Source organism: Streptomyces sp. AM 2-1-1, from assembly GCF_029167645.1.
In the GTDB taxonomy this organism is placed as follows: domain Bacteria; phylum Actinomycetota; class Actinomycetes; order Streptomycetales; family Streptomycetaceae; genus Streptomyces.
In genome coordinates this window covers 493,564-517,093 of record NZ_CP119147.1, presented here as the reverse complement: position 1 = coordinate 517,093, position 23,530 = coordinate 493,564, and the positions used below count along the sequence as shown (strand labels likewise).

At 72.3% G+C, this 23,530-nt stretch carries 18 protein-coding genes; 10 read left to right on the top strand and 8 right to left on the bottom strand.

Annotated features, from left to right (window positions below; translation table 11 throughout):
- Positions 1-106: 106 nt before the first annotated feature.
- The 3 genes from PZB77_RS02160 to PZB77_RS02150 all read left to right on the top strand — a co-directional run bounded on the left by PZB77_RS02160 (position 107) and on the right by PZB77_RS02150 (position 4,889).
- Positions 107-1,462, top strand: coding sequence for an ROK family transcriptional regulator (locus tag PZB77_RS02160; protein WP_275490800.1), 1,356 nt, complete (start codon positions 107-109; stop codon positions 1,460-1,462).
- Positions 1,463-1,960: 498 nt separating this feature from the next.
- Positions 1,961-3,334, top strand: coding sequence for an FAD-dependent oxidoreductase (locus PZB77_RS02155; RefSeq protein ID WP_275490799.1), 1,374 nt, complete (start codon positions 1,961-1,963; stop codon positions 3,332-3,334).
- Between the two features lie 208 nt (positions 3,335-3,542).
- A complete protein-coding gene (locus tag PZB77_RS02150) occupies positions 3,543-4,889 on the top strand; it encodes a transglycosylase family protein (RefSeq protein ID WP_275490798.1) in 1,347 nt (448 codons plus the stop codon).
- Here PZB77_RS02150 and PZB77_RS02145 read toward each other — a convergent pair.
- Complete coding sequence (locus PZB77_RS02145) at positions 4,879-5,931, bottom strand: DMT family transporter (protein WP_275490797.1); 1,053 nt, start codon at positions 5,929-5,931, stop codon at positions 4,879-4,881. The genes PZB77_RS02150 and PZB77_RS02145 overlap by 11 nt on opposite strands.
- A 236-nt stretch (positions 5,932-6,167) precedes the next feature.
- Here PZB77_RS02145 and glgA point away from each other — a divergent pair, with 236 nt between their 5' ends.
- Both glgA and glgC read left to right on the top strand, forming a co-directional pair.
- On the top strand, positions 6,168-7,337 hold the full coding sequence (glgA, locus tag PZB77_RS02140; RefSeq protein WP_275490796.1) for a glycogen synthase: 1,170 nt from the start codon (positions 6,168-6,170) through the stop codon (positions 7,335-7,337).
- A 105-nt stretch (positions 7,338-7,442) separates the two neighbouring features.
- Positions 7,443-8,660 (top strand): glucose-1-phosphate adenylyltransferase, encoded by a 1,218-nt coding sequence (gene glgC, locus PZB77_RS02135; protein ID WP_275490795.1) that lies wholly within the window; start codon positions 7,443-7,445, stop codon positions 8,658-8,660.
- Between the two features lie 43 nt (positions 8,661-8,703).
- Here glgC and PZB77_RS02130 read toward each other — a convergent pair whose 3' ends face one another.
- The 5 genes from PZB77_RS02130 to PZB77_RS02110 all read right to left on the bottom strand — a co-directional run bounded on the left by PZB77_RS02130 (position 8,704) and on the right by PZB77_RS02110 (position 13,667).
- Positions 8,704-9,159, bottom strand: a complete 456-nt coding sequence (locus PZB77_RS02130; RefSeq protein WP_275495884.1) for an ATP-binding protein — start codon at positions 9,157-9,159, stop codon at positions 8,704-8,706.
- Positions 9,160-9,275: 116 nt separating this feature from the next.
- A complete protein-coding gene (locus tag PZB77_RS02125) occupies positions 9,276-9,719 on the bottom strand; it encodes a response regulator (protein WP_275490794.1) in 444 nt (147 codons plus the stop codon).
- On the bottom strand, positions 9,716-11,341 hold the full coding sequence (locus tag PZB77_RS02120; protein WP_275490793.1) for a sensor histidine kinase: 1,626 nt from the start codon (positions 11,339-11,341) through the stop codon (positions 9,716-9,718). The genes PZB77_RS02125 and PZB77_RS02120 overlap by 4 nt, the downstream gene beginning before the upstream one ends.
- On the bottom strand, positions 11,334-12,557 hold the full coding sequence (locus PZB77_RS02115) for a SpoIIE family protein phosphatase (RefSeq protein ID WP_275490792.1): 1,224 nt from the start codon (positions 12,555-12,557) through the stop codon (positions 11,334-11,336). The genes PZB77_RS02120 and PZB77_RS02115 overlap by 8 nt, the downstream gene beginning before the upstream one ends.
- Before the next feature lie 189 nt (positions 12,558-12,746).
- Entirely contained in the window at positions 12,747-13,667 is a 921-nt protein-coding gene (locus PZB77_RS02110) for a SigB/SigF/SigG family RNA polymerase sigma factor (RefSeq protein WP_275490791.1), read from the bottom strand.
- A gap of 268 nt (positions 13,668-13,935) precedes the next feature.
- Here PZB77_RS02110 and PZB77_RS02105 point away from each other — a divergent pair, with 268 nt between their 5' ends.
- On the top strand, positions 13,936-15,417 hold the full coding sequence (locus PZB77_RS02105) for an SDR family NAD(P)-dependent oxidoreductase (protein ID WP_275490790.1): 1,482 nt from the start codon (positions 13,936-13,938) through the stop codon (positions 15,415-15,417).
- Between the two features lie 373 nt (positions 15,418-15,790).
- Positions 15,791-15,964, top strand: a complete 174-nt coding sequence (locus tag PZB77_RS02100) for a hypothetical protein (RefSeq protein WP_275490789.1) — start codon at positions 15,791-15,793, stop codon at positions 15,962-15,964.
- Positions 15,965-16,055: 91 nt separating this feature from the next.
- Here the strand turns inward: PZB77_RS02100 and PZB77_RS02095 are convergent, their stop codons facing one another.
- Together PZB77_RS02095 and PZB77_RS02090 are read right to left on the bottom strand one after the other, a co-directional pair.
- A complete protein-coding gene (locus tag PZB77_RS02095; protein WP_275490788.1) occupies positions 16,056-17,495 on the bottom strand; it encodes a lipase maturation factor family protein in 1,440 nt (479 codons plus the stop codon).
- 69 nt (positions 17,496-17,564) lie between these two features.
- Positions 17,565-18,071 carry a DUF1990 domain-containing protein gene (locus PZB77_RS02090; protein ID WP_275495883.1) on the bottom strand — a complete coding sequence of 169 codons (507 nt, stop codon included), beginning with the start codon at positions 18,069-18,071 and terminating at the stop codon, positions 17,565-17,567.
- A gap of 209 nt (positions 18,072-18,280) precedes the next feature.
- On the opposite strand from PZB77_RS02090, the gene PZB77_RS02085 reads away from it, so the two are divergent.
- From PZB77_RS02085 to PZB77_RS02075, 3 genes are all read left to right on the top strand, one after another.
- The gene (locus tag PZB77_RS02085; protein WP_275490787.1) at positions 18,281-19,579 is read left to right on the top strand and encodes a DUF6777 domain-containing protein; all 1,299 of its coding nucleotides are present in this window, start codon (positions 18,281-18,283) and stop codon (positions 19,577-19,579) included.
- Positions 19,580-19,693: 114 nt separating this feature from the next.
- Positions 19,694-21,895, top strand: a complete 2,202-nt coding sequence (locus tag PZB77_RS02080) for a SpoIIE family protein phosphatase (protein ID WP_275490786.1) — start codon at positions 19,694-19,696, stop codon at positions 21,893-21,895.
- A 178-nt stretch (positions 21,896-22,073) separates the two neighbouring features.
- Positions 22,074-23,450 carry a wax ester/triacylglycerol synthase family O-acyltransferase gene (locus PZB77_RS02075; RefSeq protein ID WP_275495882.1) on the top strand — a complete coding sequence of 459 codons (1,377 nt, stop codon included), beginning with the start codon at positions 22,074-22,076 and terminating at the stop codon, positions 23,448-23,450.
- Positions 23,451-23,530 lie beyond the last annotated feature (80 nt).

Sequence of the window (23,530 nt, the reverse complement as noted above, 5' to 3'; positions counted from 1 at the left end):
GAACCGAACGGCCTCCATGACTTAATTTATGTCGTGATCTAAGAGCTGAAGGAAGGTCGCGTCAAGAGGTTGGGCCGGGGTATGTTGCGGGAAGGAAGGGAGCAACATGGCCGAGCGCAACAGACGGACCGTGCGTGACCTGCGGCGGGGCAACCGGGCGAGGGTTTTGCAACGGTTGTATTTCGACGGGCCGCTGAGCCGCCAGGAGCTCGCACCGGCCACGGGGCTGAGTTCGGGTTCCATCAGCAACGTCGTCGCCGAACTGGTCGCGGAGGGAGTCCTCGAGGAGGCGGGCGTCGTCGACTCCGACGGCGGCCGTCCCCGCACGCTGCTCCGCGTCGCTCCCGGGGGCGGTCTGCTGATCGGGATCGACATCGGCGAAACCCGGGTGCGCGTCGAGCTGTTCGACCTCGCCCTGACCGAACTCGCCCGCACCGAAAGGCCGTTGGCCCAGCACGGTTACGACGTCGAGCGCATCGTGGCCCATGTGCGGGCGGCCGTTGCGGACGTCCTCGCCGACGCCGGCGCCGACGCGCGCCGTCTGCTCGGCATCGGCATCGGGGTGCCCGGCATCATCGAACGGGAACACCCCCTCGGGGGCGGTGGACCGGACGGACCCGGCGCCGTCGTGCACGGGCAGACGATCGGCTGGAGCGCGGTCCCCTTCGAGCGGCTGCTCCGCGAGGCCGTCGACATCCCGCCCGAGGTGCCCTTCTTCATCGACAACGGAGCCAAGACGCTCGGACAGGCCGAGATGTGGTTCGGCGGCGGACGCGGCGCGGACGCGGCGGCCATCGCCCTCATCGGTTCCGGTGTCGGGGCCTGTGTGAACCGGGGCGGGGTCCTGGACGAGAGCCGTGTCAGTGTCCCGCTCGAATGGGGCCACACCACCGTCCAGCTCAGGGGACGCCGGTGCCGGTGCGGCTCCATCGGCTGCCTGGAGGCGTACGCCGGTGGCGAGGCGCTGCGCGAGCGCTGGTACGAGGCCGGCGGGCCCCTCCCCGAGGACACCGACGACGAGGCGGCCCTCGCAGCCCTCCTCGCCGCCGCCTACCCGCCCCCCGGCGGTGCGGAGCCCGATCCGGTCGCGGTCGCCCTCCTCGACGAGACCGCCGAATGCCTCGGCGCCGCCCTCGCCGACCTCGTCAACCTCTTCCTGCCCGAGCGCATCCTGCTCGGCGGATGGGCGGGACTCCTGATCGGCCCCCACCTGCTCCCCGCGATCCGCCGCTACGCCGACGCGTACGCCCTCCGCCACGCGGCAGCCCGCGTCACCATCGAGATGGGCCGCCTGGGCCCGGACGCCGTCACCGTCGGCGCGGCCACCCTGCCGCTCTCCGACTTCCTCGCCCGCGGCGGCAGCCGCCCCGCCCCGTCATCCGTCCCCGACGCGGTGGCCGGCCCCGCCCGCACCCCGGCGGACGTGGTGCGCGCCAGGGCGGTGGTCGCCGAGGGCGTGTGAACGGTACCGGGTCACCGGGCGGTCCGGGCCGGGGGCGTGTGCGGCGGGGGAGATCCGGAGTCATGCGGCGTGCGCCCGCACCCGGTTCGGTGAGCACCTCGGACGGCGGCACGGGCTGCCCGTCGGGCTCGCGTGGAACGTGCACCCGCCACGGGGCTCTCATCCGGAGTGTGGCCGGGACACGCGTACGGGGCATGGAGCCGGGTCCGCATCCTGATCCGGCCCGGTCCGAGCGGAGGACCTCGAGCCCGCCGGGTCGCCGGACATGGTCCTCAACCGTCCTCATGGCGGCATGCCGGCCCGATGAAGGACTGAGGGCAGTGGCCGGCCGGGGTCCGGAGAAGGTGCCGACCGACTCCCCACACACATCGAAGGACGACGCGAGCAGAATGGGGGAGACGTCCGCGACGAGGAGGAGCGCAGCCCCGTCGCCGTCGGCGGCCACGTGGTGGACGTCGACGGCGCGGGGGAGTGGAACAGGAGACGAGGGGGCGTTCCATGGCACGGGTCGCGGTGATCGGAGGGGGCGTCAGCGGGCTGGGGACGGCCCTCATGCTCGGGCGCCGCGGGCACACGGTCACCGTGTTCGAGCAGGACCCCCGGCTGGCCGGAGACGACCTGGACCAGGACTTCTTCCGCTGGAAGCGGCCCCGGGTCCCGCAGGCCGACCAGCCCCACGCGCTTCTCGCGCCCGTCCGCACGGTGCTGCGCGCCGAGGCCCCCGACGTCCACGCGGACGTGCTGGCCCGCGGAGCCCGGGAGTACCACGAGTTCGACTGGTTCGAGGCGCGTCCACCGCTCCGGGCCGGTGACGAGGACCTGGTGACCCTGCGCACCCGTCGCATCGTGCTGGAGGCCGCGCTGATCGCGGCCGCGCGGCGGGAGGCCACCGTCGAGATCCGGTCGGGATGCCGGGTGCACGCACTCACCGTCGAAGCGGGCAACCCTCCCCGGGTCACCGGGGTACGGGTGGACACGGAGCCGCACCGGGCTGACCTCGTCGTCGACGCGTCGGGCCGACGCTCGCCGGTTCCCGGCTGGTTGCGGGCAGCCGGTTGCCGCCCGCCCGTGGCGGAAAGTCACCGTACCGGGATCGCGTACCTGTGCCGCTGGTACCGCCTGCGGCCCGGCGGTCCGCGGGACCCCGGGCGGGTGAAGACCGGCTCGGCGGCGCCGTTCGCGCTCGCCGGGGTCTTCCCCTCCGACAACGACACCTTCGCGGTGAACCTCGTGCTCTCCACGGCCGATCCGGCCCGGGGCGCACTCACCGACCCGGCGGTGTTCGAGGCCGCCGGCCGGCTCTTCCCCGCCCTGTCCGCCTGGCTCGATCTGGATCCCGAACCTCAGTCGGGCGTCCTGGCCATGGCCGGTCTGGACAACCGGTGGACCGCACTCGCCGACGCCGACGGACCTGTCGTCCTCGGCCTGGTCGGCGCCGGGGACAGCCTCGTCCACACCAACCCCACCCTGGGCCAGGGCACGGCTCTCGGCCTGCGCGCCGCCCAGCACCTGGCCGCCCATGCCGACCGGATCGCCGCGGACCCCACCGGTTACCACGACTGGACGGCCCGGGCCCTCCGCCCCTGGTTCGACGCGCAGGTGGTGGCCGACCGCGCCAACGGGACTCGTCTGCAGCAGAGTTCACCACTCGCCGACCGGCGCGCCGCCGCCCGGGCCGTCGCCGCCTTCGACGATCCCGTGATCATGAGGGCCCGGGCCCAGGTGCGCCACCTCCAGCTCCAGCCGCGCGAGGCCTACGGCACCGATGAGGTGGAGGAGCACGTCACCGCCTGGCTGGAAGGCCGTCCCGACTTCTCGCCCCGCCACGACGGCCCCACCCGGGAGCGGTGGGAGGCCGCCCTCTCCGGCTGACCGGCGCTCCGCCGCATCAGCTTGGGGGGTGCCGGTCGACGTGCCGCCTCCGCATCGCGGTCCTGGTGAGAGCCTCGCGGGGGTGCTCCGGACCGAGCGGCCCGGTGTTCGGCGGCGACGCCCGACGGGCCGCGCACTTGTCAGCGGCCTTCGCCCGCGCCTAAGTTGACGGCTGACCTGTGTCCACTGTCAGCGGGGGAGCCTCATCATGGCCACGAACGGACGGCATCGCAGATACCAGCCGAGCCGGATCAACCGGGCGTCGCTCACGGTGACGGCGGGAGGCGCGGGGATAGCCCTGCCGCTGATCACGGCGGGCATGGCCCACGCCGCGTCGGCGGACACGTGGGAGAAGGTCGCCGCCTGCGAGTCGACGCACAACTGGCACATCAACAGCGGCAACGGCTACTACGGCGGGCTGCAGTTCAGCGGATCGACCTGGGCCGCCTACGGCGGCACCGCCTTCGCCCCGCGCGCCGACCTCGCGACGAAGGACCAGCAGATCGCGATCGCGGAGAAGGTCCTCGACGGGCAGGGACCCGGCGCCTGGCCGGTCTGCTCCGACCGTGCCGGGCTGACCCGGGACGACGACACGGACTCCGGCACGACGGTGCAGACGCAGGGAGCCCGCCCGGCCGCGTTACCGGCCACCGCCCAGCAGACGCCGAAGAAGTCTCCGGCCGCCACTCCCACCACGGTGCCGGGCAAGCGTGAGGCGTACACCGTGTCGAGCGGCGACTCGCTCTCCGGCATCGCCGCCGCCGAACGGCTCCAAGGCGGCTGGCAGCGGCTCTACACCGCCAACCGTGCGGTCATCGGCGGCGACCCGGACCTCATCTACCCCGGCCAGCGCCTCGACCTCACCCCCGCCCGAGCGGGCGGGGTCACGAAGCCGTCCGGCACTGCGGCCGCATCGCCGATGACGACCGCCCCCAAGGCCACGGCCCCGAAGACCGCAGTACCGGAACCATCCGCCCAGCCGGACACGGAGCCCGCGCCCGCCAAACACGCGCCCGCGAAGCCCGCGCCCGCGAAGCCCGCGCCCGCCAGGCACGCGCCCGCCAAGCCCGCGCCCGCCAAGCCGGCCGCCAAACCCGCCGCGGAGAAGGACACGCCGAAGACGGCGACCGCGCCCAGGCCCCCCGTGAAGGCCTCCTCCATGGTCGCCCCCGTACAGGCCTCCACCGGGACCCCGTACCACCAGTCCGGGTCGTGGTCGAGCGGCTACCACACCGGCGTCGACTTCCCGGTCGCCACCGGTACATCGGTGAAGGCGGTGGCCAAGGGCACCGTCGTCTCCGCCGGCTGGGCCGGTGCGTACGGCTACGAGGTCGTCGTCCGCCACACCGACGGCAGGTACAGCCAGTACGCCCACCTCTCCGCCCTGAACGTGCGCGCGGGCCAGCCGGTCACCGCCGGCCAGCGGATCGCCCGCTCCGGCTCGACCGGCAACAGCACCGGCCCGCACCTCCACTTCGAGATCCGGACCGGCCCCGGCTACGGCTCCGACGTGGACCCGCTCGCCTATCTGAGGGCCGGCGGAGTCACGGTCTGAGAGCTGCTCCCGGAGCCGTCCGGCCCCCCACGGAGGGGTGCGGGCGCTCGTCCCACGTCCGCTCCGCCGTACCCGGGCCGGACGGCGGCCCGGACCCGTCCGCGGGATCCGGCAGTACCGACGGGCCCCGCGTCCCCTTCCGCGGCCCGTCGGACCGGGGTCGCGGGGCGGCGGCCGCCGTCCCGTCGGTGGGCCTGCCGTCCTGACGCTCGGACGCCAGCCGCTGCGTCGTCAGCAGCACCAGCCCGGCCGCGGCCAGCGCACCGCTCCCCACCGCCAGCAGTGTGCCCAGCAGTCCGAAGCGGAAGTGCTCCCCGAAGAGGGTGAGACCGACCACCGCGGCGACCACCGGGTTCACCACCGTCACGGTGGCGAGGGGCGCGGTCAGCCCCGCACCGTGATACGCCGCCTGGGAGAGCAGCAGACCCGCGGCGGCGAACACCGCTATCACCAACAGCGACGGCAGACCTTCCCGCAGCGCGCCGGACGTCCACTCGACCGCCACCGTCTTGGTGAACACCGAGGCCATCCCGAACGACACCCCCGCGCCGGTCGCCAGCACCACACCGCGCATCATGGGCCGCTGGGCACCCAGACCCTGGCCCGCCAGGAACAGCGCGGCCACCGCACCGGAGGTCGCGGCCGCCAGAAGCAGCTGGTCCGCACGGCCCAGGGCGTGCGACTCGGCGCTCCCGGTGAGCGCCAGCAGACCGGCCAGCCCCACCGTCGCCATGACGGCGCCGCGCCACGCCGTGCGCCCGGTCCTGCGCCCGACGAAGAGCGCGGCCATCGGCAGCACGAAGACGATCGTCAGCGCCCCGAGCGGCTGGACGAGGCTGAGCGGGCCGTAGGCGAGCGCGACCACGTGCAGCAGCGCCCCGACCGCGTTGAGCCCCACCGCCGCCCACCAGGCGGCGTTGCGCAGGGGCGCGTACGAGCGCCCGTCCCCGCCGGAGGCCACCCGCTCCTGCACGATCGCCCCGGCCGCGTAGGCGACCGCGGAGACCAGGGACAGCAGTACCGAAAGCACGAGGGAACTCATGGGACCACAATGTCCTCCGCAGGCCGCCGAGTCGTCGTCCCGAGGGAGCGATCCGGCGTACTGCCTCCGTAGTACGGGCGGGGCCGCGACGTCCTTCCTTCGACGGTAGTCCTCCTTCGGACGGGCCGCCGGAGGGACTCCGGAAAGCCACCCGACGTACGCCGACGGTGACCGACACCACCGCCGACCCGTGAGGGGGTCTTCCGCGTACGCCCCGGGTGAGTGACCATCAAGGCATGAGGGTCGGACTGCTCACCCGCGAATATCCCCCCGGCGTGTACGGCGGCGCCGGTGTCCATGTGGAGTTCCTGGCGCGCGAACTTCGGCCACTGGTCGATCTCGCCGTGCACGCCTGGGGCGAGCCCGACGGCCGGGAGGAGGACGTGCACTGGCACCGGCCCGCGCTCCCGGCGGACGCCAACGACGCGTTGCGGGCGTTCTCGGTCGACCTGTCGATGGCCGCCGCCCTCGGCGACCGGGACCTGGTCCACTCGCACACCTGGTACACCAATCTCGCCGGCCATCTCGCCAAGCTCCAGCACGGCATCCCGCACGTGGTCACCTGCCACTCCCTGGAACCCCTGCGCCCGTGGAAGGCCGAACAACTGGGCGGCGGATACGCCCTCTCGGGATGGGCCGAGCGCACCGCCCTCGCTTCCGCGGACGCGGTCGTCGCGGTGTCGCACGGCATGCGCGCCGACATCCTGGCCTGCTACCCGGAACTCGACGCGGCCCGGGTGCGGGTCATCCACAACGGCATCGACACCCGCCTCTACGCCCCCGACCCCGGCACGGACGTCCTGCGCCGGTTCGGCATCGATCCTGACCGGCCCTACGTCCTGTTCGTCGGACGCATCACCCGCCAGAAGGGCGTCCCGCACCTGCTGCGCGCCGCACGGCTGCTGGATCCCGGCACCCAGCTGGTGCTCTGCGCCGGAGCGCCCGACACCCCCGAACTCGCCGAGGAGTTCCGTCTCGCCCACGAGGAGTTGAGCGCCGGCCGCAAGGGCGTGCACTGGATCCCGCAGATGCTCGACCGGCCCGACGTCGTCCAACTCCTGACCCACGCGGCCGTGTTCGTCTGCCCGTCGGTGTACGAGCCGCTCGGCATCGTCAATTTGGAAGCGATGGCGTGCGGCACCCCCGTGGTCGCCTCCGCGGTAGGCGGTATCCCCGAAGTGGTGGACGACGGGCATACGGGGGTACTCGTCCCCTACGACGAGAGGGAACCGGAGCGGTTCGAACTCCGGCTCGCCGAGGCGCTGAACCAGGTCGTCGGCGATCCGGCGACCGCCCGGAAGCAGGGTGCGGCCGGACGGCGGCGTGCCGTCGAGGAGTTCGGATGGGACCGGGTGGCCGGCCGCACGGCGGAGCTGTACCGGGAGCTGCGGACGACGAGTGGGTGACCGCCGGAGAGAACGGCCGGCGGGTAGGACCGAAAGAGATCCGGCCGGACAGAAGGCGACCGGCCGGGAGCGACCGGACAGATGTGACGGGACAAAGGGGCGGCGATGCGCGGTGGACCTTCGGTGCTCGGAATCGTACTCGCGGGAGGGGAGGGCAAGCGGCTGATGCCGCTCACCGCCGACCGGGCCAAACCGGCGGTGACGTTCGGCGGCACGTACCGGCTGGTCGACTTCGTGCTCTCCAGCCTGGTCAACGCGGACGTGCTGCGTATCTGCGTGCTGACCCAGTACAAGTCGCACTCGCTGGACCGGCACGTCTCCACGACCTGGCGGATGTCCAGCCTGCTGGGCAACTACGTCACCCCGGTGCCCGCACAGCAACGACTCGGCCCCCGTTGGTACCTGGGGAGCGCCGACGCCATCCTCCAGTCGCTCAACCTCGTGCACGACGAACAGCCCGACTACGTGGCCGTGTTCGGCGCCGACCACGTCTACCGGATGGACCCGCGCCAGATGCTCGCCAAGCACATCGACAACGGGGCGGGCGTCACCGTCGCGGGCATCAAGGTGCCGCGCGCCGACGCGTCCTCGTTCGGCATCATCACCCCGGGCAGCGACGGCACCCAGGTCGACCGGTTCCTGGAGAAGCCCACCGACCCACCGGGCCTGCCGGGTGAACCCGACCGCGTCTTCGCCTCCATGGGCAACTACCTCTTCACCACGAAGGTCCTGGTGGACGCGTTGCACCGGGACGCCGAGGACCCGCACTCGGTGCACGACATGGGCGGCTCGATCCTGCCGATGCTCACCGCGCGGGGTCAGGCCCAGGTCTACGACTTCGACGACAACCACGTGCCCGGCGAGACCTCCGTGCAGCACGGCTACTGGCGCGACGTGGGAACGCTGGACGCCTACTACGACGCCCACATGGACCTGCTCTCCGACCGTCCGGCCTTCAGCCTGGACAACCGCCGCTGGCCGATCTACACGCACACCGGCCCGCTGCCGCCAGCGAGGATCGTGGCCGGCGGGATTGCGAGCGAGTCGGTCATCGGACCCGGCTGTGTGATCCGCGGCCAGGTCTCCCGGTCGGTCCTCTCACCCGGCGTCGTCGTCGCCGAGGGGGCCGTCGTCCAGGGAGCGGTACTCCACGACAACGTCAGGGTGGGTCGCGGGGCCATCGTGCGGGGAGCGATCCTCGACAAGAACGTCGACGTGCCCCCCGGGGCGGCGATCGGCGTCAACCCCGAGCGGGACCGGGAGTGCTACACGGTCTCCGGCAACGGCGTCATCGCCCTGGGCAAGGGACAGCAGGTGCGCTGAGGCATCGCCCCGCGCGTCCGGGCCGTGATCGCCCGCTCCTGTCTCAGGAGTCGAGCCGGAACTCGGCCCGGATGCGCTTGCCCACCGGGACCGGCTCCACCGTGATCCGGTCGCAGAGCGCCACCACGATCTCCATGCCGTGGCCCCCGAGCCGGGAGGGATCGGGGGAGTACAGCACCGGCAACGCCGTGCTGCTGTCGTACACCGTGACACTGACGCGCTCGGCCGTGCCCTCCAGCTCCAGCAGGTACGGGCCGTGGCTGTACCGGTCCGCGTTGGTGACCAGCTCGCTCACCGTCAGCATGAGGTCGCTGCGGGTGTGGGCGCCCAGGGGGGCGCACCACTCTGCCGCGAGACGGCTCAGGAACCGGTCCGCCAGCGCTCTCGCCTGTGCGATGCACCCGGGCTCACCGTCGAACACCTCCGCGGCGTGGAGAACGTCGGTGCTGGGGACGCCCGGTCCGGGGGCGCCCGGCATCGAGGCGGCCTGTTCGTTCATGTGCTCCAGCCAGGGCCCAGCGAGGGAGGTGAGAGTCGTCGTCACGGGAGGCGTCTACCCGGGCCGGGGCATCCCACTCCTGGTGATTCGGGGAAATCGGGAAATACGGACCGGGCTCAGGTGCGCCCGGGGAGGCGGACCACGGTCACGAAGAACTCGTCGATCTGCCGGACCGCCGCGATGAACTGGTCCAGGTCGACCGGCTTGGTGACATAGGCGTTGGCGTGCAGTTTGTAACTGCGCAGGATGTCCTCCTCGGCGGAGGACGTGGTGAGCACCACCACCGGGATGGTGGCCAGCTCCGCGTCGCTCTTGATCTCCTCCAGAACCTGCCGGCCGTCGTACTTCGGCAGGTTCAGGTCGAGGAGGATCAGGTCGGGGCGGGGCGCACCGGCGTGCGGGCCGCGCCGGTAGAGGAAGTCCAGCGCCTCCTGCCCGTCGCGCACGACGTGGAGCGTGTTGCGGATCTTGTTGTCCTCGAACGCCTCGCGCGTCATGAGCTCGTCGCCGGGGTCGTCCTCCACCAGCAGGACCTCGATGGGCTCTACGGAACTGGTCACGTGGCATCTCCCGGCGAAACGGCGAGCAAGGCGGGAGCGAGGAGCTCCGCGGTGGTGTGCGTGGGGGCATCAGGACTGACGGGCAGGGTGAAGTGGATCAGCGTACCCTCGGCCGGCTCCGGATCGAGCCAGATCCGGCCACCATGGAACTCGATGATCTTGCGGCAGAGCGAGAGGCCGATGCCGGTGCCGTCGTAGGCGTCCCTGGCGTGCAGCCGCTGGAAGATGACGAACACCTTGTCCGCGAACTCGGGCGCGATGCCGATCCCGTTGTCCGCGACCGTGAAGTGCCAGGTCTCGTCCTCGCGGACGCACCCCACGGTGATCCGGCACCGGACGTCCTCGCGGCGGAACTTCACCGCGTTGCCGATCAGGTTCTGCCACACCATCGCCAGCGTCGTGGAGTCGCCGAGGATCTCCGGCAGCGTGTCCTCCCGGACGACCTCCGCGTCCGCGTCCTCGATCGCCAGCGCCAGATTGGCGAGCGCGCGGTCGAGCCCGCGCTCCATGTCCACCGGCTGCCAGCTCTCGTGCACCCGGCCGACCCGGGAAAAGGTGAGGAGGTCATTGATGAGGACCTGCATCCGCTTCGCGCCGTCCACCGCGAAGTCGATGTACTGCTTGCCGCGGGCGTCCAGCTCGTTCCCGTACCGCTTCTCCAGCAGCTGGCAGAAGGACGCCACCTTGCGCAGCGGCTCCTGTAGGTCGTGCGAGGCGACGTAGGCGAACTGCTCCAGCTCCGCGTTGGAACGCCGCAGCTCCTCCGTCTGCTCGGCGAGCAGCGTCTCCCGGCTCTTGGACTCGGCGAGCTCGTCCACCAGCCGGACCCGCATGGATTCGACCGCCGTGGCCACCGACCGCACGTCGGAGGGCCCCCGCACGTCGATCTTCCCCTCGTACGTCCCCGACCTGACCTCGTCGGAGGCGGCGCGCAGCCTGTTCAGCGGCGTGCCGACCACCCGGTGGAAGAGCAGGCTCAGCGCCACCACGGAGGCGAGGAAGCCCACGATCAACGCGAGCAGCACCCGGTCGCGGGTCGCCCGTGCGTCGTCCAGCTGGTCGCGGGCGTGGTCACGGGCCTTGTCCAGATGGCTCTGCTGGGCGCCGTAGAGGTCGCGGAGCGCGTCGAACTCGGCCTTGCTCCGGAGCAACGGCGCCGACGCCTCGCCGGTGGGACCGCTGGCCCGCACCGTGGCGATCAGCGGCTCGGCCTCCCCGGTGCGCCACTCCTCGGCCGCCGTCGCGATCCGGTCCAGGTCGGCGGCGTACGGCTGGTCGGAACCGACCAGCTCCCGCACGCGGGCCAATCGTTCCTTCTCGTCGCGCTGGCCCTGTTTGTACGGTTCGAGGAAGGACTCGTCCCCGGTGAGCACGTACCCCCGGACACCCGTCTCCTGGTTGAGCAGCGCGTTCTGCAGCTGGAAGGAGGCGGAGCGGGCCGGCTGGACCCGGTCGACCAGTTCCGTGGTCCGGGACGACATGTCGTTGAGGACGACCGCGCCGATCGCCAGACACGTGACGACCACGACGACGAAGCCGCCGAGGATCAGGTGGACCCAGCTCTGGACCGACAACCGTGAGGCGCCTCCCGGACGTGCGGGCTTCCCCTTCGGCTCAGCCATCGCTTCCCACCTTTCTCCAGCTCAGATGCAGTACGGCCACGTCGTCCGCGAGTCCGCCCCAGGGAGCGGCCCCGGCCGTCGCCCCCGCGACGAGCGCGTCGATGAACGGACGGGGCGTCAGCGCCGAACAGTCCTGCGCCATGGCGAGGAGCCCTTCTTCGCCGAGACGGCTGTCGGGACCCGTGCGGCCCTCGAAGAGGCCGTCCGTGAAGAGCACCAGACCAGTGTCCGGGCCCAGCTCCAGCTCGCTCTCCGACCAGTGCCGCATGCCGGGCAGGAGCCCGAGCGCCATGCCGGTCTCGGGCTCCACCCACGAGATGTCGCTGCCCCGGCGCAGCAGCAGACCGGGGTGACCGGCCCGCACGATGCCCACCCGGCTGCCGTCGGGCGGGAAGGTGAGCGTGGTCACCGTCGCGAAGAGGTGCGGATCGGACCGCTCCGCGACCAGGATCTCTTCCAGCAGATTGGTCTGCTCCAGCGGACTGGTGCCGCAGAGGACCGCGGTGCGCCAGGCCACGCGCAGGCAGACCCCCAGCGCGGCTTCGGCGGCGCCGTGTCCCGACACGTCGCCGATGACCGCGTGCACCGTACCGTCGGCGGTCTGCACCACGTCGTAGAAGTCACCGCTGAGCAGCGCGTGCACCCGCCCCGGTTCGTAGCGGGCCACCGCCTCGAAACGGTCGTCCCGCAGCAGCGGCACGGGCAGCAACCCGCGTTCGAGGCGGGCGTTCTCCTGGGCCATCTGCTGGTTGGCGCGCAAGGCCGCAGCGGCCCGCTCCACCTGCTTGCGCTGGAGGGCGTACCGGATGGCCCGGCCCAGCGCCTCCGGATCGAGCCGGCCCTTGGCCAGGTAGTCCTGGGCACCGTTGGCCACCGCTGACAGTCCGGTGCCCGCTTCGCTCAGCCCCGTCAGGACGACGATGGCCGCGTCCCGGGAGGCCGCCACGATCTGCGTCACCGCGTCGAGCCCGTGCACGTCAGGGAGGTGCAGGTCGAGCAACACGCAGACGGGGGTGCGGCAGGTCCGCAGGAACTGTCGTGCCTCCGCCAGAGTCTTGCACCAGGTGAGGGAGGGGTCGAGGTCGCTGTCGGACAGCATCTCCTCGACCAGGAGGGCGTCCCCGGCGTCGTCCTCCACCAGGAGGATCACCGCGTCCATGCCCCACACGGAACCGTCGGCGGCCGCGGCGGCCGACGCCTGCTGAGCGGGAACCATGGCGGTTGCCGCCTCACGGACCGGCAAGCCCCTCGTGGGCAGCTCGGTCACTCTTCACCCCCTCGTCACGAAGGCGTGGGTTCCCCCACGCCACGCCTGAAAGCATAAATGACCCACGCCCGGCGCCGGAGCGCCGGGCGTGGGTCACGGGGAAGCCGGCCGCACTGTCGTGACCGGGTGATTCTTCGACTACGCCTCGACGGACATCCCGGCGCGCAGCCGCGCCACGATGCGGCTCAGCAGACGGGACACGTGCATCTGGGAGACGCCCAGCTCGGCGCCGATCTGGGCCTGGGTCATCTCCTGTCCGAACCGCATCTGCACGATCCGGCGCTCACGGTCGTCGAGCTGCTCCAGCAGCGGCGCGAGCGTGTGCAGGTTCTCGACCGTCTCCATGGCGGGGTCACGCTCGCCCAGCATCTCGGCGTACGCCCGCTGGTCCTGACCATCGTCGCTGTCGGAGGACGGGGTGTCGAGCGAACCGGCCGAGTAGCCGTTGGCGGCGACGAGACCCTCGATGATCTCCTCCTCGGAGAGTTCGAGGTGGGCCGAGAGTTCCTTCACGGTGGGGTCGCGGTCCAGCTGCGAGGAGAGCTGCTCCTTCGCCTTGGCGAGTTCGACCCGGAGTTCCTGGAGACGGCGCGGCACGTGCACCGACCAGGTGGTGTCACGGAAGAACCGCTTGATCTCACCGACGATGTAGGGCACCGCGAAGGTGGCGAACTCCACCTCGCGCGAGAGGTCGAACCGGTCGATCGCCTTGATCAGGCCGATCGTGCCGACCTGGATGATGTCCTCGGTGTCGTCCCCGCCCCGGTTGCGGAAACGCGAAGCCGCGAACCGCACCAGTGAGAGATTCATCTCGATGAGGGTGTTGCGTGCGTACTGGTGCTCGCGTGTCCCTTCCTCCAGTGTCTGGAGGCGGTCGAAGAAGATCTTCGACAGGGCCCGTGCGTCCTGCGGGGCCACCTTCCCGGCGTCCTCGATCCAGGGCAGCTCGCCCTGCTCGGCCCCCGTACCGACACCGGCAGGTGCCCGCGTCCCCGCCCGGTCGTTCCACGACGCCGTCGCGGCGTCGGCTCCGGTGGTTCGCAATGACATCGCCGTCATGGTGTCGCCCTCCCTGTTGCCCTAGCTGTCGGTCCGCGTCTGCCCGGGTATCGCGGAGTCATGCCTGTCGATTCCAGAAAGTTTTGAGGAGATCCCTTCGCCGCCGTGTAGTGGGCCGGATCACCGGCCTCCGGGCGGCTCGTCTCTCGCCGGGTCCGGGGACCGTACACCCGGATGGAGGAGGAGCGCGCGCATGGCAGACTTGACCAGGTGTCTGGGCCCGCGAGGAACCGGTGGCCCGCGGGTTGAGGACGGCAGAGGAAGCAGCATGACGGTGACAGAGGAAAGCCAGGGACTCGCTCCCGGAATCGAGGACTTCGGTCCCGGTATCGCTCCGGAGCGGCTGGCCGTCTGCCTGAGCGTGCTGGACGAACTCGACTCCATCGACGTCGACCACCCCGACGCCATCCGGGTGCGGCGGGCCACCGCCGGGATCTACCGGACCGTGAAGCAGCGCCGCCGCCAGGAGCGCCGCGCCGCCAAGACGGCCAACGACAAGGCGGTCACCGAAGCGACCGCCACCGGCTCCGCCGACCGCATCGACGACGAGACCCAGGGGGTGCTGCCCTCCTCCTCCGCCTCCGCGGAGATCGCCGGCATCCTCCAGCGCCCCCGGTCCTGCTACATCTGCAAGACGCGGTACGTCGAGGTGGACGCCTTCTACCACCAGCTCTGCCAGGACTGCGCCCGGGAGAACCGGGCCCGGCGCGACGCCCGTACGGACCTCACGGGCCGCCGGGCACTGCTCACCGGCGGCCGGGCGAAGATCGGCATGTACATCGCGCTGCGGCTGCTGCGCGACGGTGCGCACACCACGATCACGACGCGCTTCCCGAACGACGCGATCCGCCGCTTCAAGGCGATGCCGGACAGCGACGAGTGGATCCACCGCCTGAAGATCGTCGGCATAGACCTCCGCGACCCGGCCCAGGTCGTCGCGCTGGCCGACTCGGTCGCCGCCGAGGGCCCGCTGGACATCCTGATCAACAACGCGGCGCAGACGGTCCGGCGTTCTCCCCAGGCGTACAGCGAACTCGTCGCCGCCGAGTCGGCCCCGCTGCCGGCGGGGGTGCTGCCCCCGGCCGAGGTGATCGGCACGTTCGGCAGCGGCAGCGTCGACCGGGTGGCCGCGCTGCCCGCCGCGCGCAAGGAGGGCCTGACCGCCGCCGACGTCACGGGCCTGGCACTGGTCACCGGCTCCGCCTCGCTGGAGCGCATCGCGGCCGGCACGGCCATCGACGCAGGCGGTCTGGTCCCGGACCTGCACCACACCAACAGCTGGATCCAGACGGTGGACGAGGTGGAGCCCATCGAGCTCCTGGAGGTGCAGCTCTGCAACTCCACCGCGCCGTTCATCCTGATCAGCCGCCTGCGCCCGGCGATGGCCGCCGCCGAGGGCCGGGCGTACGTGGTCAACGTCTCCGCCATGGAGGGCGTTTTCAGCCGTGGCTACAAGGGGGCGGGGCACCCGCACACCAACATGGCCAAGGCCGCGCTCAACATGTTGACGCGTACCAGTGCCCAGGAGATGTTCGAGAAGGACCGCATCCTGATGACCGCCGTCGACACCGGCTGGATCACGGACGAGCGCCCGCACCCCGACAAGATGCGCCTGGCCGAAGAGGGCTTCCACGCCCCCCTCGACCTGGTGGACGGAGCAGCCCGCGTCTACGACCCGATCGTGCGCGGTGAAGCGGGCGAAGAGCTCTACGGCTGTTTCCTGAAGGACTACGCCCCCGCGGGCTGGTGACGCCGGTCCGATCGCCGGAACCCGGTGAAGGCCGCACTCCCGACGTCGGGAGTGCGGCCTTCCCGCTGTCGCTCCCGCCCCCGGCGCCCCGAGGGAGTCCGGGACTTTCTGGCCGAAAGTGACCCAGGGCACACGTTCTGTCGAGCGCGATGGCGCTCATTTGGTTACGCTGGGGCGAACGGACGCCACCGAGGGATCCACGAAGCTTCCTCGATCGTCCTGGGACAGGTCTGCAACCAGACCGTCGTCCCGCCCCGTACCGGCGCCACCGCGACCGAATGTCCATGCCCTGCCCCCGTCCGCGGCGGTCCACGGTGGAGAAGCCACGGTGCCCCGACGGCGCTGGGGGTTACGCGACGCGAAGGAGTGCGCGGTGACACCTGAAGTGACGACCCACGAGAAACGACCGGCCGACCGAACCGGAGAGCGGGCCCGCAGGCCCGAGAAGCTCCGCAACATCGAGGTCTGGGCCAGATCGGCCCCGATCCGGCTGGCCGGCTACGAGGACGACCTCGCAGAGCCGCACATCCTGCCCGGCATCGACTGACACCGGCCGCCCCCGTGCGCGTGCCCCGGCCCCACCCGAGCGGTGGGCCCGGGGCACGCGCACGTCCGGGGCGCGCCGGACGCGCGGACTCCTACGCGGAGTCGTCCCGCGGCCGGAGCGGCAGCGGGCGGACCACCGGGCGCATGAACTCCCTCACGTAGGTGCGGTGCCACCACTGGCCGGTGCTCCGGAGTTCGGCGGTGTCGGTGAACCGGTACCGGTAGACCGACGCGCGCACCTGGGCGGGCGGAACGTCGGGGAAGGGGTTGTGGCCCAGCAGGCGCAGGGTGTCCCGGTCACCGCGCAGCAGCCGCTCCGTGAACGGGCCGAACCAGGCACGGGCATACGCGGGGGAGAGCGCGGCGAACCACATCATCCAGTCGAGCCGCAGGTGGTACGGGGCGAACTGGCGGGGCAGCCGCCCCGGATCACCCGGCTTCCCCCGGAACCCGTACTCCCGCCAGCGGGTGCCCGGGTGGATCACCACGTCCTCCGTCCCCTCCACGACGACCTCCAGCCGCACCCTGCTGATGCTGCCGAAGGCGCCGTAGGTGTTGACGAGATGGAGGGGGTCGTAGGACCGGTTCATCACCTGGCGGCGGGAGAGCAGGTTACGGGCCGGCCGGTAACTGAGCACCAGAAGAAGGACGGTGACGGCGACGACGGTGATCCGGTACCAGAGCGGGGCGTCGGGGAGGGGGCGGGAGGGACCCGCGAGCGGTGACCAGTCGACGGCCGACAGCGCGAGGGCGACCGTCAGCCAGTTCAGCCAGGCGAAGTTGCCGGACAGGATCAGCCACAGCTGGGTGAGGACCATGACGGCCGCCGCCCCGCTCGACACGGGCGCGGGGGCGAAGAGGAGGAAAGGCGCCAGGAGTTGGGTGACGTGGTTGGCGGCCACCTCCACCCGGTGCACGGTGGTGGGCAGATGGTGGAAGAACCAGCTGAGCGGGCCGGGCATCGGCTGCGTCTCATGGTGGAAGTCGAGACAGGTCAGCCGGCGCCAACAGGAGTCCCCGCGCATCTTGATGAGTCCCGCCCCGAACTCCACCCGGAAGAGCAACCAGCGCATGAGCCAGAGCACCAGGGCCGGCGGCGCGGTCTCCCGGTTGCCGAGGAAGACCGCCAGGAACCCGGTCTCCAGCAGCAGGGACTCCCAGCCGAAGCCGTACCAGACCTGGCCGACCTGCACGATGGAGAGGTAGAGCACCCAGGGCAGCGCCCAGAGCAGCAGGGCGCCCCACAGCGGCAGCATTCCGTCCGCGCCGGCCAGCAGCGCGACGGAGACCGCGCACCCCGACCACGCGACGGCGGCGAAGAAGCGGTCGGAGTAGTGGAGGCGGAAGAGCCCGGGCGCGGCGGTCCAGCGCGTGCGCCGCAGCAGTTCGGGCACCGGCAGCATGCCCCGCTCGCCGATCAGCGCACGGAACTGGAGAGCCGCCGTGAGGAAGGCGGTGAGATAGACGGCGGCGAGAGCCCGCTGGAAGACCAGCCTGCTCAGTCCGTAGCGTTCCGCGGTGAACCAGTCCACCGGCGTCAGTATCGGCCTCGGAGTCCCGCCCCCGCGTGAACGACGCGGCGCCGCCGCGGACCGCTCGGATCAGCCGGCGACGATACGGCGCACCGTACGGCCCAGCCGCTGCGCGTACATCCGCTGGAACACCGGGACGACGGGTCCCGCCAGACGGGTGTACCAGAGGCCCGGCCGGGAGAACGCGGTGACGGCGAACCAGACGGTGCCGTCGTCCGCGAGTTCGACGACGAAGGACTCCTCGCCCCGCTCGGGATGGCCGTCGAGTGATCCGTACGCGAAGCCGATGCGCTCGTCGGTGTACTCGGCCCACACCACTTCGCAGGGGCCGACGAAGCGCAGCGGACCCACGCGCAGGGTCACTCGGACCGTCACCCCCTCTTCGGCCCGGGCGGCGGACGCACCGAGGAGGGTTCCCGCCTCCCGGTGCATGCGCCAGGTCGTCACCGCCGCACCGGCCGCCTCGAACGCCGCCCGGCCCCGGCCGACCGGGGTGCGGTGGCGCAGGTGGCGGTAACCGCGGGGGAGCGGGTCGGAGCGAGTGCCGCCGACCTCCGAGTAGGTGAGACCGTGCACCGCTGCCGCCCTTCCCGCGCTCTCGCACTCCGGGCCGGGCATCCGTGTGACGGTGCCGGCACGACGTGATGATCCACTATCCATCCTATCGTCCTTCTTGAACGCGTTCAAGGATGCGCCGGGCGGCCGTATCCCGGCTTGCGGCCGCTCCGCGCGTGCGTCAGACATGAGGAGACCCACCACCCCGTACGTACTGGCAGGAGAGCATTGTGCGCTCGTCCCGACGACTCCCGTATGCCCTGTCCGCCGTCGTCTGCGCGGCGACCCTCTCCGCGGCCGGGTGCGCCGGCGCACCCGGTTCCGGGGCCGCCCGGCCCGCCGCGAAGACCGCCGGCCACGAGGTGCTGCTCCAGCCGGCCGCCGCCCGGGGACCGGCACCCTTCACCCGGTCCACGGCGGGATCGGTCCCGGGCGCGCCGGACGCCGGTACGGAAGTCCTCCCCGCGGGTGGCGCCCCCGCCACCGCTCCCGTCGCCCACGCCGTCCTGGGCGACGCAGCGGGCCTCTACGGAGGGGTCCGGTCCACGCCCAGCTGCGACGTGGACCAGCAGGCCGACCTGCTGGCCGAGGACGCCGGACGGGCCCGTGCCTTCGCTCGGGTGGCGGGCATCGAGGCGGTGCAGATCCCCGGCTATCTGCGCGCGCTGACTCCCGTGGTGCTCCGGGCCGACGCCCGGGTCACCGATCACGGCTTCGCCGCCCGGGGTTCCACCACCTTCCAGACCGTGCTCCAGGCCGGCACCGCCGTGATGGCCGACAGTCGCGGGCTGCCCCGGGTGCGGTGCGCGTCCGGCGACCCGCTCACCCCCGCGGTACCCCTGACCGGACGGATCGCCAACCGGGGTGAGCGCTGGGCGGACTACGACCCCGAGCGCGTGGTCGACATCACCCCCAGCACCCGCGTGCTGGACAGCCTGGTCATCGCCGACCTCGTCGCGCCCGGCTGGATCGAGCGGCCGCTCGGGGAGGGCGCCGAAGACCTCAGCCCTGCCGACCCGCCCGCGTCCGACCCGGGCGACGCCTTCCTCCCCTCCCCGTCCGGTGCCCCGGACGGTCCCGGGGGTCTCGCGGACGACGCGGATTCCGGCCCGTCCGCAGCGGGCCCCGACGGCGAGTCCACGGCCGGCGGCCCGGACGCGGGTGACGACTTCGCACCCGAGCGGCCGGATCCGGCGGACCTGCCCGACTTCACGGGCGACGCGTCCACCCGGGAGCTCCCCGACTTCACGGGGGAGGCGTATCCGGAGCTCCCCGACTTCACCGGGGACGCGTATCCGGAGCTCCCCGACTTCACCGGGGACGCGTATCCGGAGCTCCCCGACTTCACCGGCGAGGCGTACCCCGGGCTCCCCGACTTCACGGGGGACGGCGATGCCGGGGCGCCGGGGACGGCCGGCCACGCCCCGGACGCGGACGGCGCGCTGCCGGACTTCGCGCACGGGGCGTACCCGGGAGGCCGGGAGCGCACCGGCGGTCCGGCTCCCGCGCCGGGAGACGCGGCTGCCTGAGGCACGAGCCGGCCGTCGGGGAGCGCCCGTGTCCCGCTCCCCGACGGCCCTCCACCGACCGGTCCGCCGCGCAATCGCTCGAACAATCGGACAAATGATGGCAGAGTGGCGGACATGGATGATCGGGTAGCGGGTGCCCTGTCACTCCCGGAAGACTGGCCCGCCCACCCGGACCTCAGCCTCGCCCTGAACCGTATGGGCAGCTTCGACTGGGATCTGGACAGTGGCCTCATGCACTTGGACCGGCCGGCGCTGGACGTGTTCGATCTGCGGCCCGAGGAGTACAACGACCGGCCGGCCGATCTCGGCCAGCGGGTCCCCGAGGACGAGGGCGCCCGGCTCGACACCATGCTCGTGCAGGCGCTGGAAGCGGGGCAGGAGAGTTACGGCGCCTACTTCCGCTGCCGGCTCCGCGACGGCTCGCTGCGCTGGACCCACACCCAGGGGTTCATCCGGCGCGACGCCGACGGCCGCCCCCGCCGCATCCTCGGGATCGTCCGGGACGCCTCCCAGGAGCTGGCGGACTCCGTCGCGCGTCAGGAACTCGACGAGGAGCGGCGCCGGCGGACCAGCCTGGTGCAGGCGACCTCGGCGGCACTCGCCCACGCCCGCACGGTGCAGGACGTCATCGACGTGCTCAAGAACTCGCGCGGCCTCGCCCACCTCGGGGCGGCCAACATCGTCATGGGCCTGCTGGAAGCCGGGCGCATCCACCTGGTGGCCGAAGGGCCCGAGGGGTCGTTCGTGCCGGGCACCCGGTACACCAAGGTGGACGAGCGGTACCCGATGAGCGAGGTCCTGCGGACGCTGACTCCCCGGTTCATCGAGACGCCCGACGACTTCGCCCGCTCCTACCCCGAGCTGTGGGGGCAGATCAGTCACCTCGGCGTCACCTCTGCCGCGTATCTGCCGCTGATCGCCCAGGCCCACCCCATCGGCGCCCTCGGTCTCCTCTACGACGACCGGGCGGTCTTCGCCGGCGACGAACGCAATCTCCTGGTGTCCCTCTCCAGTTCGATCGCCCAGAGCCTCCAGCGCGCGATGCTCTACGAGCAGGAGCACGATCTCGCCGAAGGACTCCAGCAGGCGATGCTGCCGCGCCGCATCCCGGAGGTGCCCGGCGCCCAGGTCGCCGTCCGGTACCGCTCCGCCCGGCTGGGCCGTGACATCGGCGGTGACTGGTACGACGTCATCCCCCTGCCCGGTGGCCGGGTCGGCGCGGTCATCGGGGACGTACAGGGTCACGACACCCACGCCGCGGCCGTGATGGGACAGCTGCGGATCGTGCTGCGCGCCTACGCGGCCGAGGGGCACAGCCCCGCCACGGTGATGGCCCGCGCCTCCGTCTTCCTGCAGGAACTGGACACCGACCGGTTCGCCACCTGCATCTACGCCGAGGCGGACCTGACCACCGGTGTGATGCAGATGGTCCGGGCCGGGCACATGGAGCCGCTGGTCCGCGATCCCGACGGCAGCTGCCACAAGCTGTTCGTCGAGGGCGGCCTTCCGCTCGGGCTCTCGGCCGAGTTCGGGAGCCTCGACTACCCGGTGAGCACCGTCGAACTCGACCCCGGCCACACGCTGGTGTTCTACACGGACGGTCTGGTGGAGTTGCCCGACACCGATCTCGACGGCGGAATGCGGCTGCTGACCGAGATGGTCCGCAACGGCCCGCAGGACATCCGGCGGCTGGCCGATCAGCTCTGCGAGTCGGTCGACGGGTACGGCGGCGAGGACGACGTGGCGGTCCTGCTGCTGCGGCGCGACGCGGTGCCGTCCCCGCAGCCCGGCGGTCGGCTCCGGCAGCACGTCGCACAGAACGACCCCGAGGCACTGAGTTCCGCCCGGCACATGATCCGGGCGGCGGTCCGCGCCTGGGGCGCCGGGGAACGCGCGGACGAGATCGAGCTCACCGCCGACGAGCTGATCACCAACGCCCTGTTGCACACGGACGGCGGGGCGATCGTCACCATCCGGATCCTCGCGGGGGGCGAACGCAGGCTGCGCGTCGACGTGGAGGACCGCTCCAGCGCGCTGCCGCGCCGCCGTGACGCGGGAGACGCAGGCGTCTCGGGCCGGGGGCTGATGCTCGTCGACCGGCTCGCGGACGTCTGGGGCGTGGAGTCCCGTGGCGGTGGCAAGTGCGTGTGGAGCGAGTTCCTCATCCCCGAACGGTTCGAACGGCCGGGGCGGCACGAACCCCCCGCGCACCACGAGCTTCCGGACCGGCGCGACCGAGGCGGACGCGACCGAGGCGGACGCGGCGGAGCCGGGCGCGAACGGCCCGGAGGGGACGGGGCGCCCCGGGAACCCTGAGGGCTCTCGGTCGTCCCGATCGTTTTCACTCGCGCGCTTGCGCTCGCGTCGTGCAAGTACTTCGTCGCCTACCATGCGGTAGCTGAACGTAGCGCGTTCGTTCTTGAACGTAATCGATCACGTGGTGGGACTGTGGCCGTACGACGGTCTCGCTGCCCCCGATGACATGAGGACCCCCATGGGTGCCGAACTGCTCGCCCCGCTCGATCTGGCCTTCTGGCACCTGGAATCCGAGGCCCACCCCATGCACCTCGGCGCGCTCGCCGTCTTCTCCCCGGTGCCCGGGCGCCCGCTGCCGGACGTGCTGGAGCTGCTCCGGGAGCGCGCGGCGGCCGTGCCCCGGCTTCGGATGCGGGTACGGGACGTCCTGCTGCCCCTGGGGGGCGCGGCCTGGTCGGCGGACGAGGACTTCGACGTGCGCCGGCACGTGCGCCGAGCCGCTCTGCCGCCCGGTGGCTTCATGGCGGCGACGACCTCGCTCGCGGGTGACCTGATGGAACGTCCTCTCGCCCGGGGGCTGCCGCCCTGGGAGATGTACCTCCTGGAGGGCGCGGAAGCGGGCGGGGAATTCGCCGTACTGGTGAAACTGCACCACGCGCTGGCCGACGGCATGCGCGCCGTCGCGATCGGCGCGGGCATCTTCGACGAGATCGCGGCCGCCACCGCCCGCCCCAGGATGCCGGTGCGCGGTGCTCCCGTGCCGCCGCGCTCCTGGATGCCCGGCCCCCGGGAGGTCGCCGGCCTCGCCCTCGGCCGCCTGGAGGAAGTCGGCCGGGCGCTGGGCGTCGGAGCGTCCGTGATGCGCGCGAGCCGGCTCGCGCCCGGCGCTGTCGGCGCGCTGGCGGCCGGATCCAGCGGCACCCGGCGGCTCGTCACCGCCGACCTGGACGCGGCGGCCGTACAACGCGTCCGCAGGGCCGAAGGCGGTACGGCCAACGACGTGCTGCTCGCCGTCGTCGCCGGAGCGCTGCGGCGCTGGATCACCGGCCGGGGGGAGGAACTGCCCGGCGGCGATCCCCGGGCCCTGGTACCCGTCTCGCGCCGCCGCCCCGGCGGGGCCGCCCGGGACGGCAACCGGCTCTCCGCCTACCTGCTCGGTCTGCCGGTCTCCGAGCCGGACGCCCGCCGCCGACTGCGGGCCGTGCGCGCCGCGATGGAGCGCAACAAGGCGGCCGGCCCGCTCAAGGGCGCCGGAGCCGTCGCCGTCCTGGCCGACCGGCTTCCGCCGCTGGCCCACCGGTTCGGCGCTCCCCTCGCCGGTGGCGCGGCCCGGATGCTCTTCGACCTCCTGGTCACCCACGTGCCGCTGCCGCGCGCCGCCCTGTCGCTGGGCGGCTGCCCGCTGCGCTCCCTCTACCCGATGGCGCCGTTGGCCCGGGGTCAGTCGCTCGCGGTGGCGCTCTCCCCGTACGGCGGGAGCGTCCAGGTCGGTCTGGTCGCCGACGGCAAGGCGCTGCCCGATCTCGAACTGCTCGCGGCCGCGATGACCGAGGAGCTGGCCGCGCTCCAGGAACTCGTACCGCGCACGCCGGAGCTCACCCCGCTCACTGCGTAGTTCGCCCCGGCGCCGCTGTGGACCGCCTGAGGCTGAAGGAGCGCAGTGGTCGGAGTGATGGACCGCACATGACCCGCACA

Coding starts and splice junctions, on each gene's coding strand:
- PZB77_RS02160 (WP_275490800.1), top strand. CDS start 107: ATGGCCGAGCGCAACAGACGGACCGTGCGTGACCTGCGGCGGGGCAAC.
- PZB77_RS02155 (WP_275490799.1), top strand. CDS start 1,961: ATGGCACGGGTCGCGGTGATCGGAGGGGGCGTCAGCGGGCTGGGGACG.
- PZB77_RS02150 (WP_275490798.1), top strand. CDS start 3,543: ATGGCCACGAACGGACGGCATCGCAGATACCAGCCGAGCCGGATCAAC.
- PZB77_RS02145 (WP_275490797.1), bottom strand. CDS start 5,931: ATGAGTTCCCTCGTGCTTTCGGTACTGCTGTCCCTGGTCTCCGCGGTC.
- glgA (WP_275490796.1), top strand. CDS start 6,168: ATGAGGGTCGGACTGCTCACCCGCGAATATCCCCCCGGCGTGTACGGC.
- glgC (WP_275490795.1), top strand. CDS start 7,443: ATGCGCGGTGGACCTTCGGTGCTCGGAATCGTACTCGCGGGAGGGGAG.
- PZB77_RS02130 (WP_275495884.1), bottom strand. CDS start 9,159: ATGAACGAACAGGCCGCCTCGATGCCGGGCGCCCCCGGACCGGGCGTC.
- PZB77_RS02120 (WP_275490793.1), bottom strand. CDS start 11,341: ATGGCTGAGCCGAAGGGGAAGCCCGCACGTCCGGGAGGCGCCTCACGG.
- PZB77_RS02115 (WP_275490792.1), bottom strand. CDS start 12,557: ATGGTTCCCGCTCAGCAGGCGTCGGCCGCCGCGGCCGCCGACGGTTCC.
- PZB77_RS02110 (WP_275490791.1), bottom strand. CDS start 13,667: ATGACGGCGATGTCATTGCGAACCACCGGAGCCGACGCCGCGACGGCG.
- PZB77_RS02105 (WP_275490790.1), top strand. CDS start 13,936: ATGACGGTGACAGAGGAAAGCCAGGGACTCGCTCCCGGAATCGAGGAC.
- PZB77_RS02080 (WP_275490786.1), top strand. CDS start 19,694: ATGGATGATCGGGTAGCGGGTGCCCTGTCACTCCCGGAAGACTGGCCC.
- PZB77_RS02075 (WP_275495882.1), top strand. CDS start 22,074: ATGGGTGCCGAACTGCTCGCCCCGCTCGATCTGGCCTTCTGGCACCTG.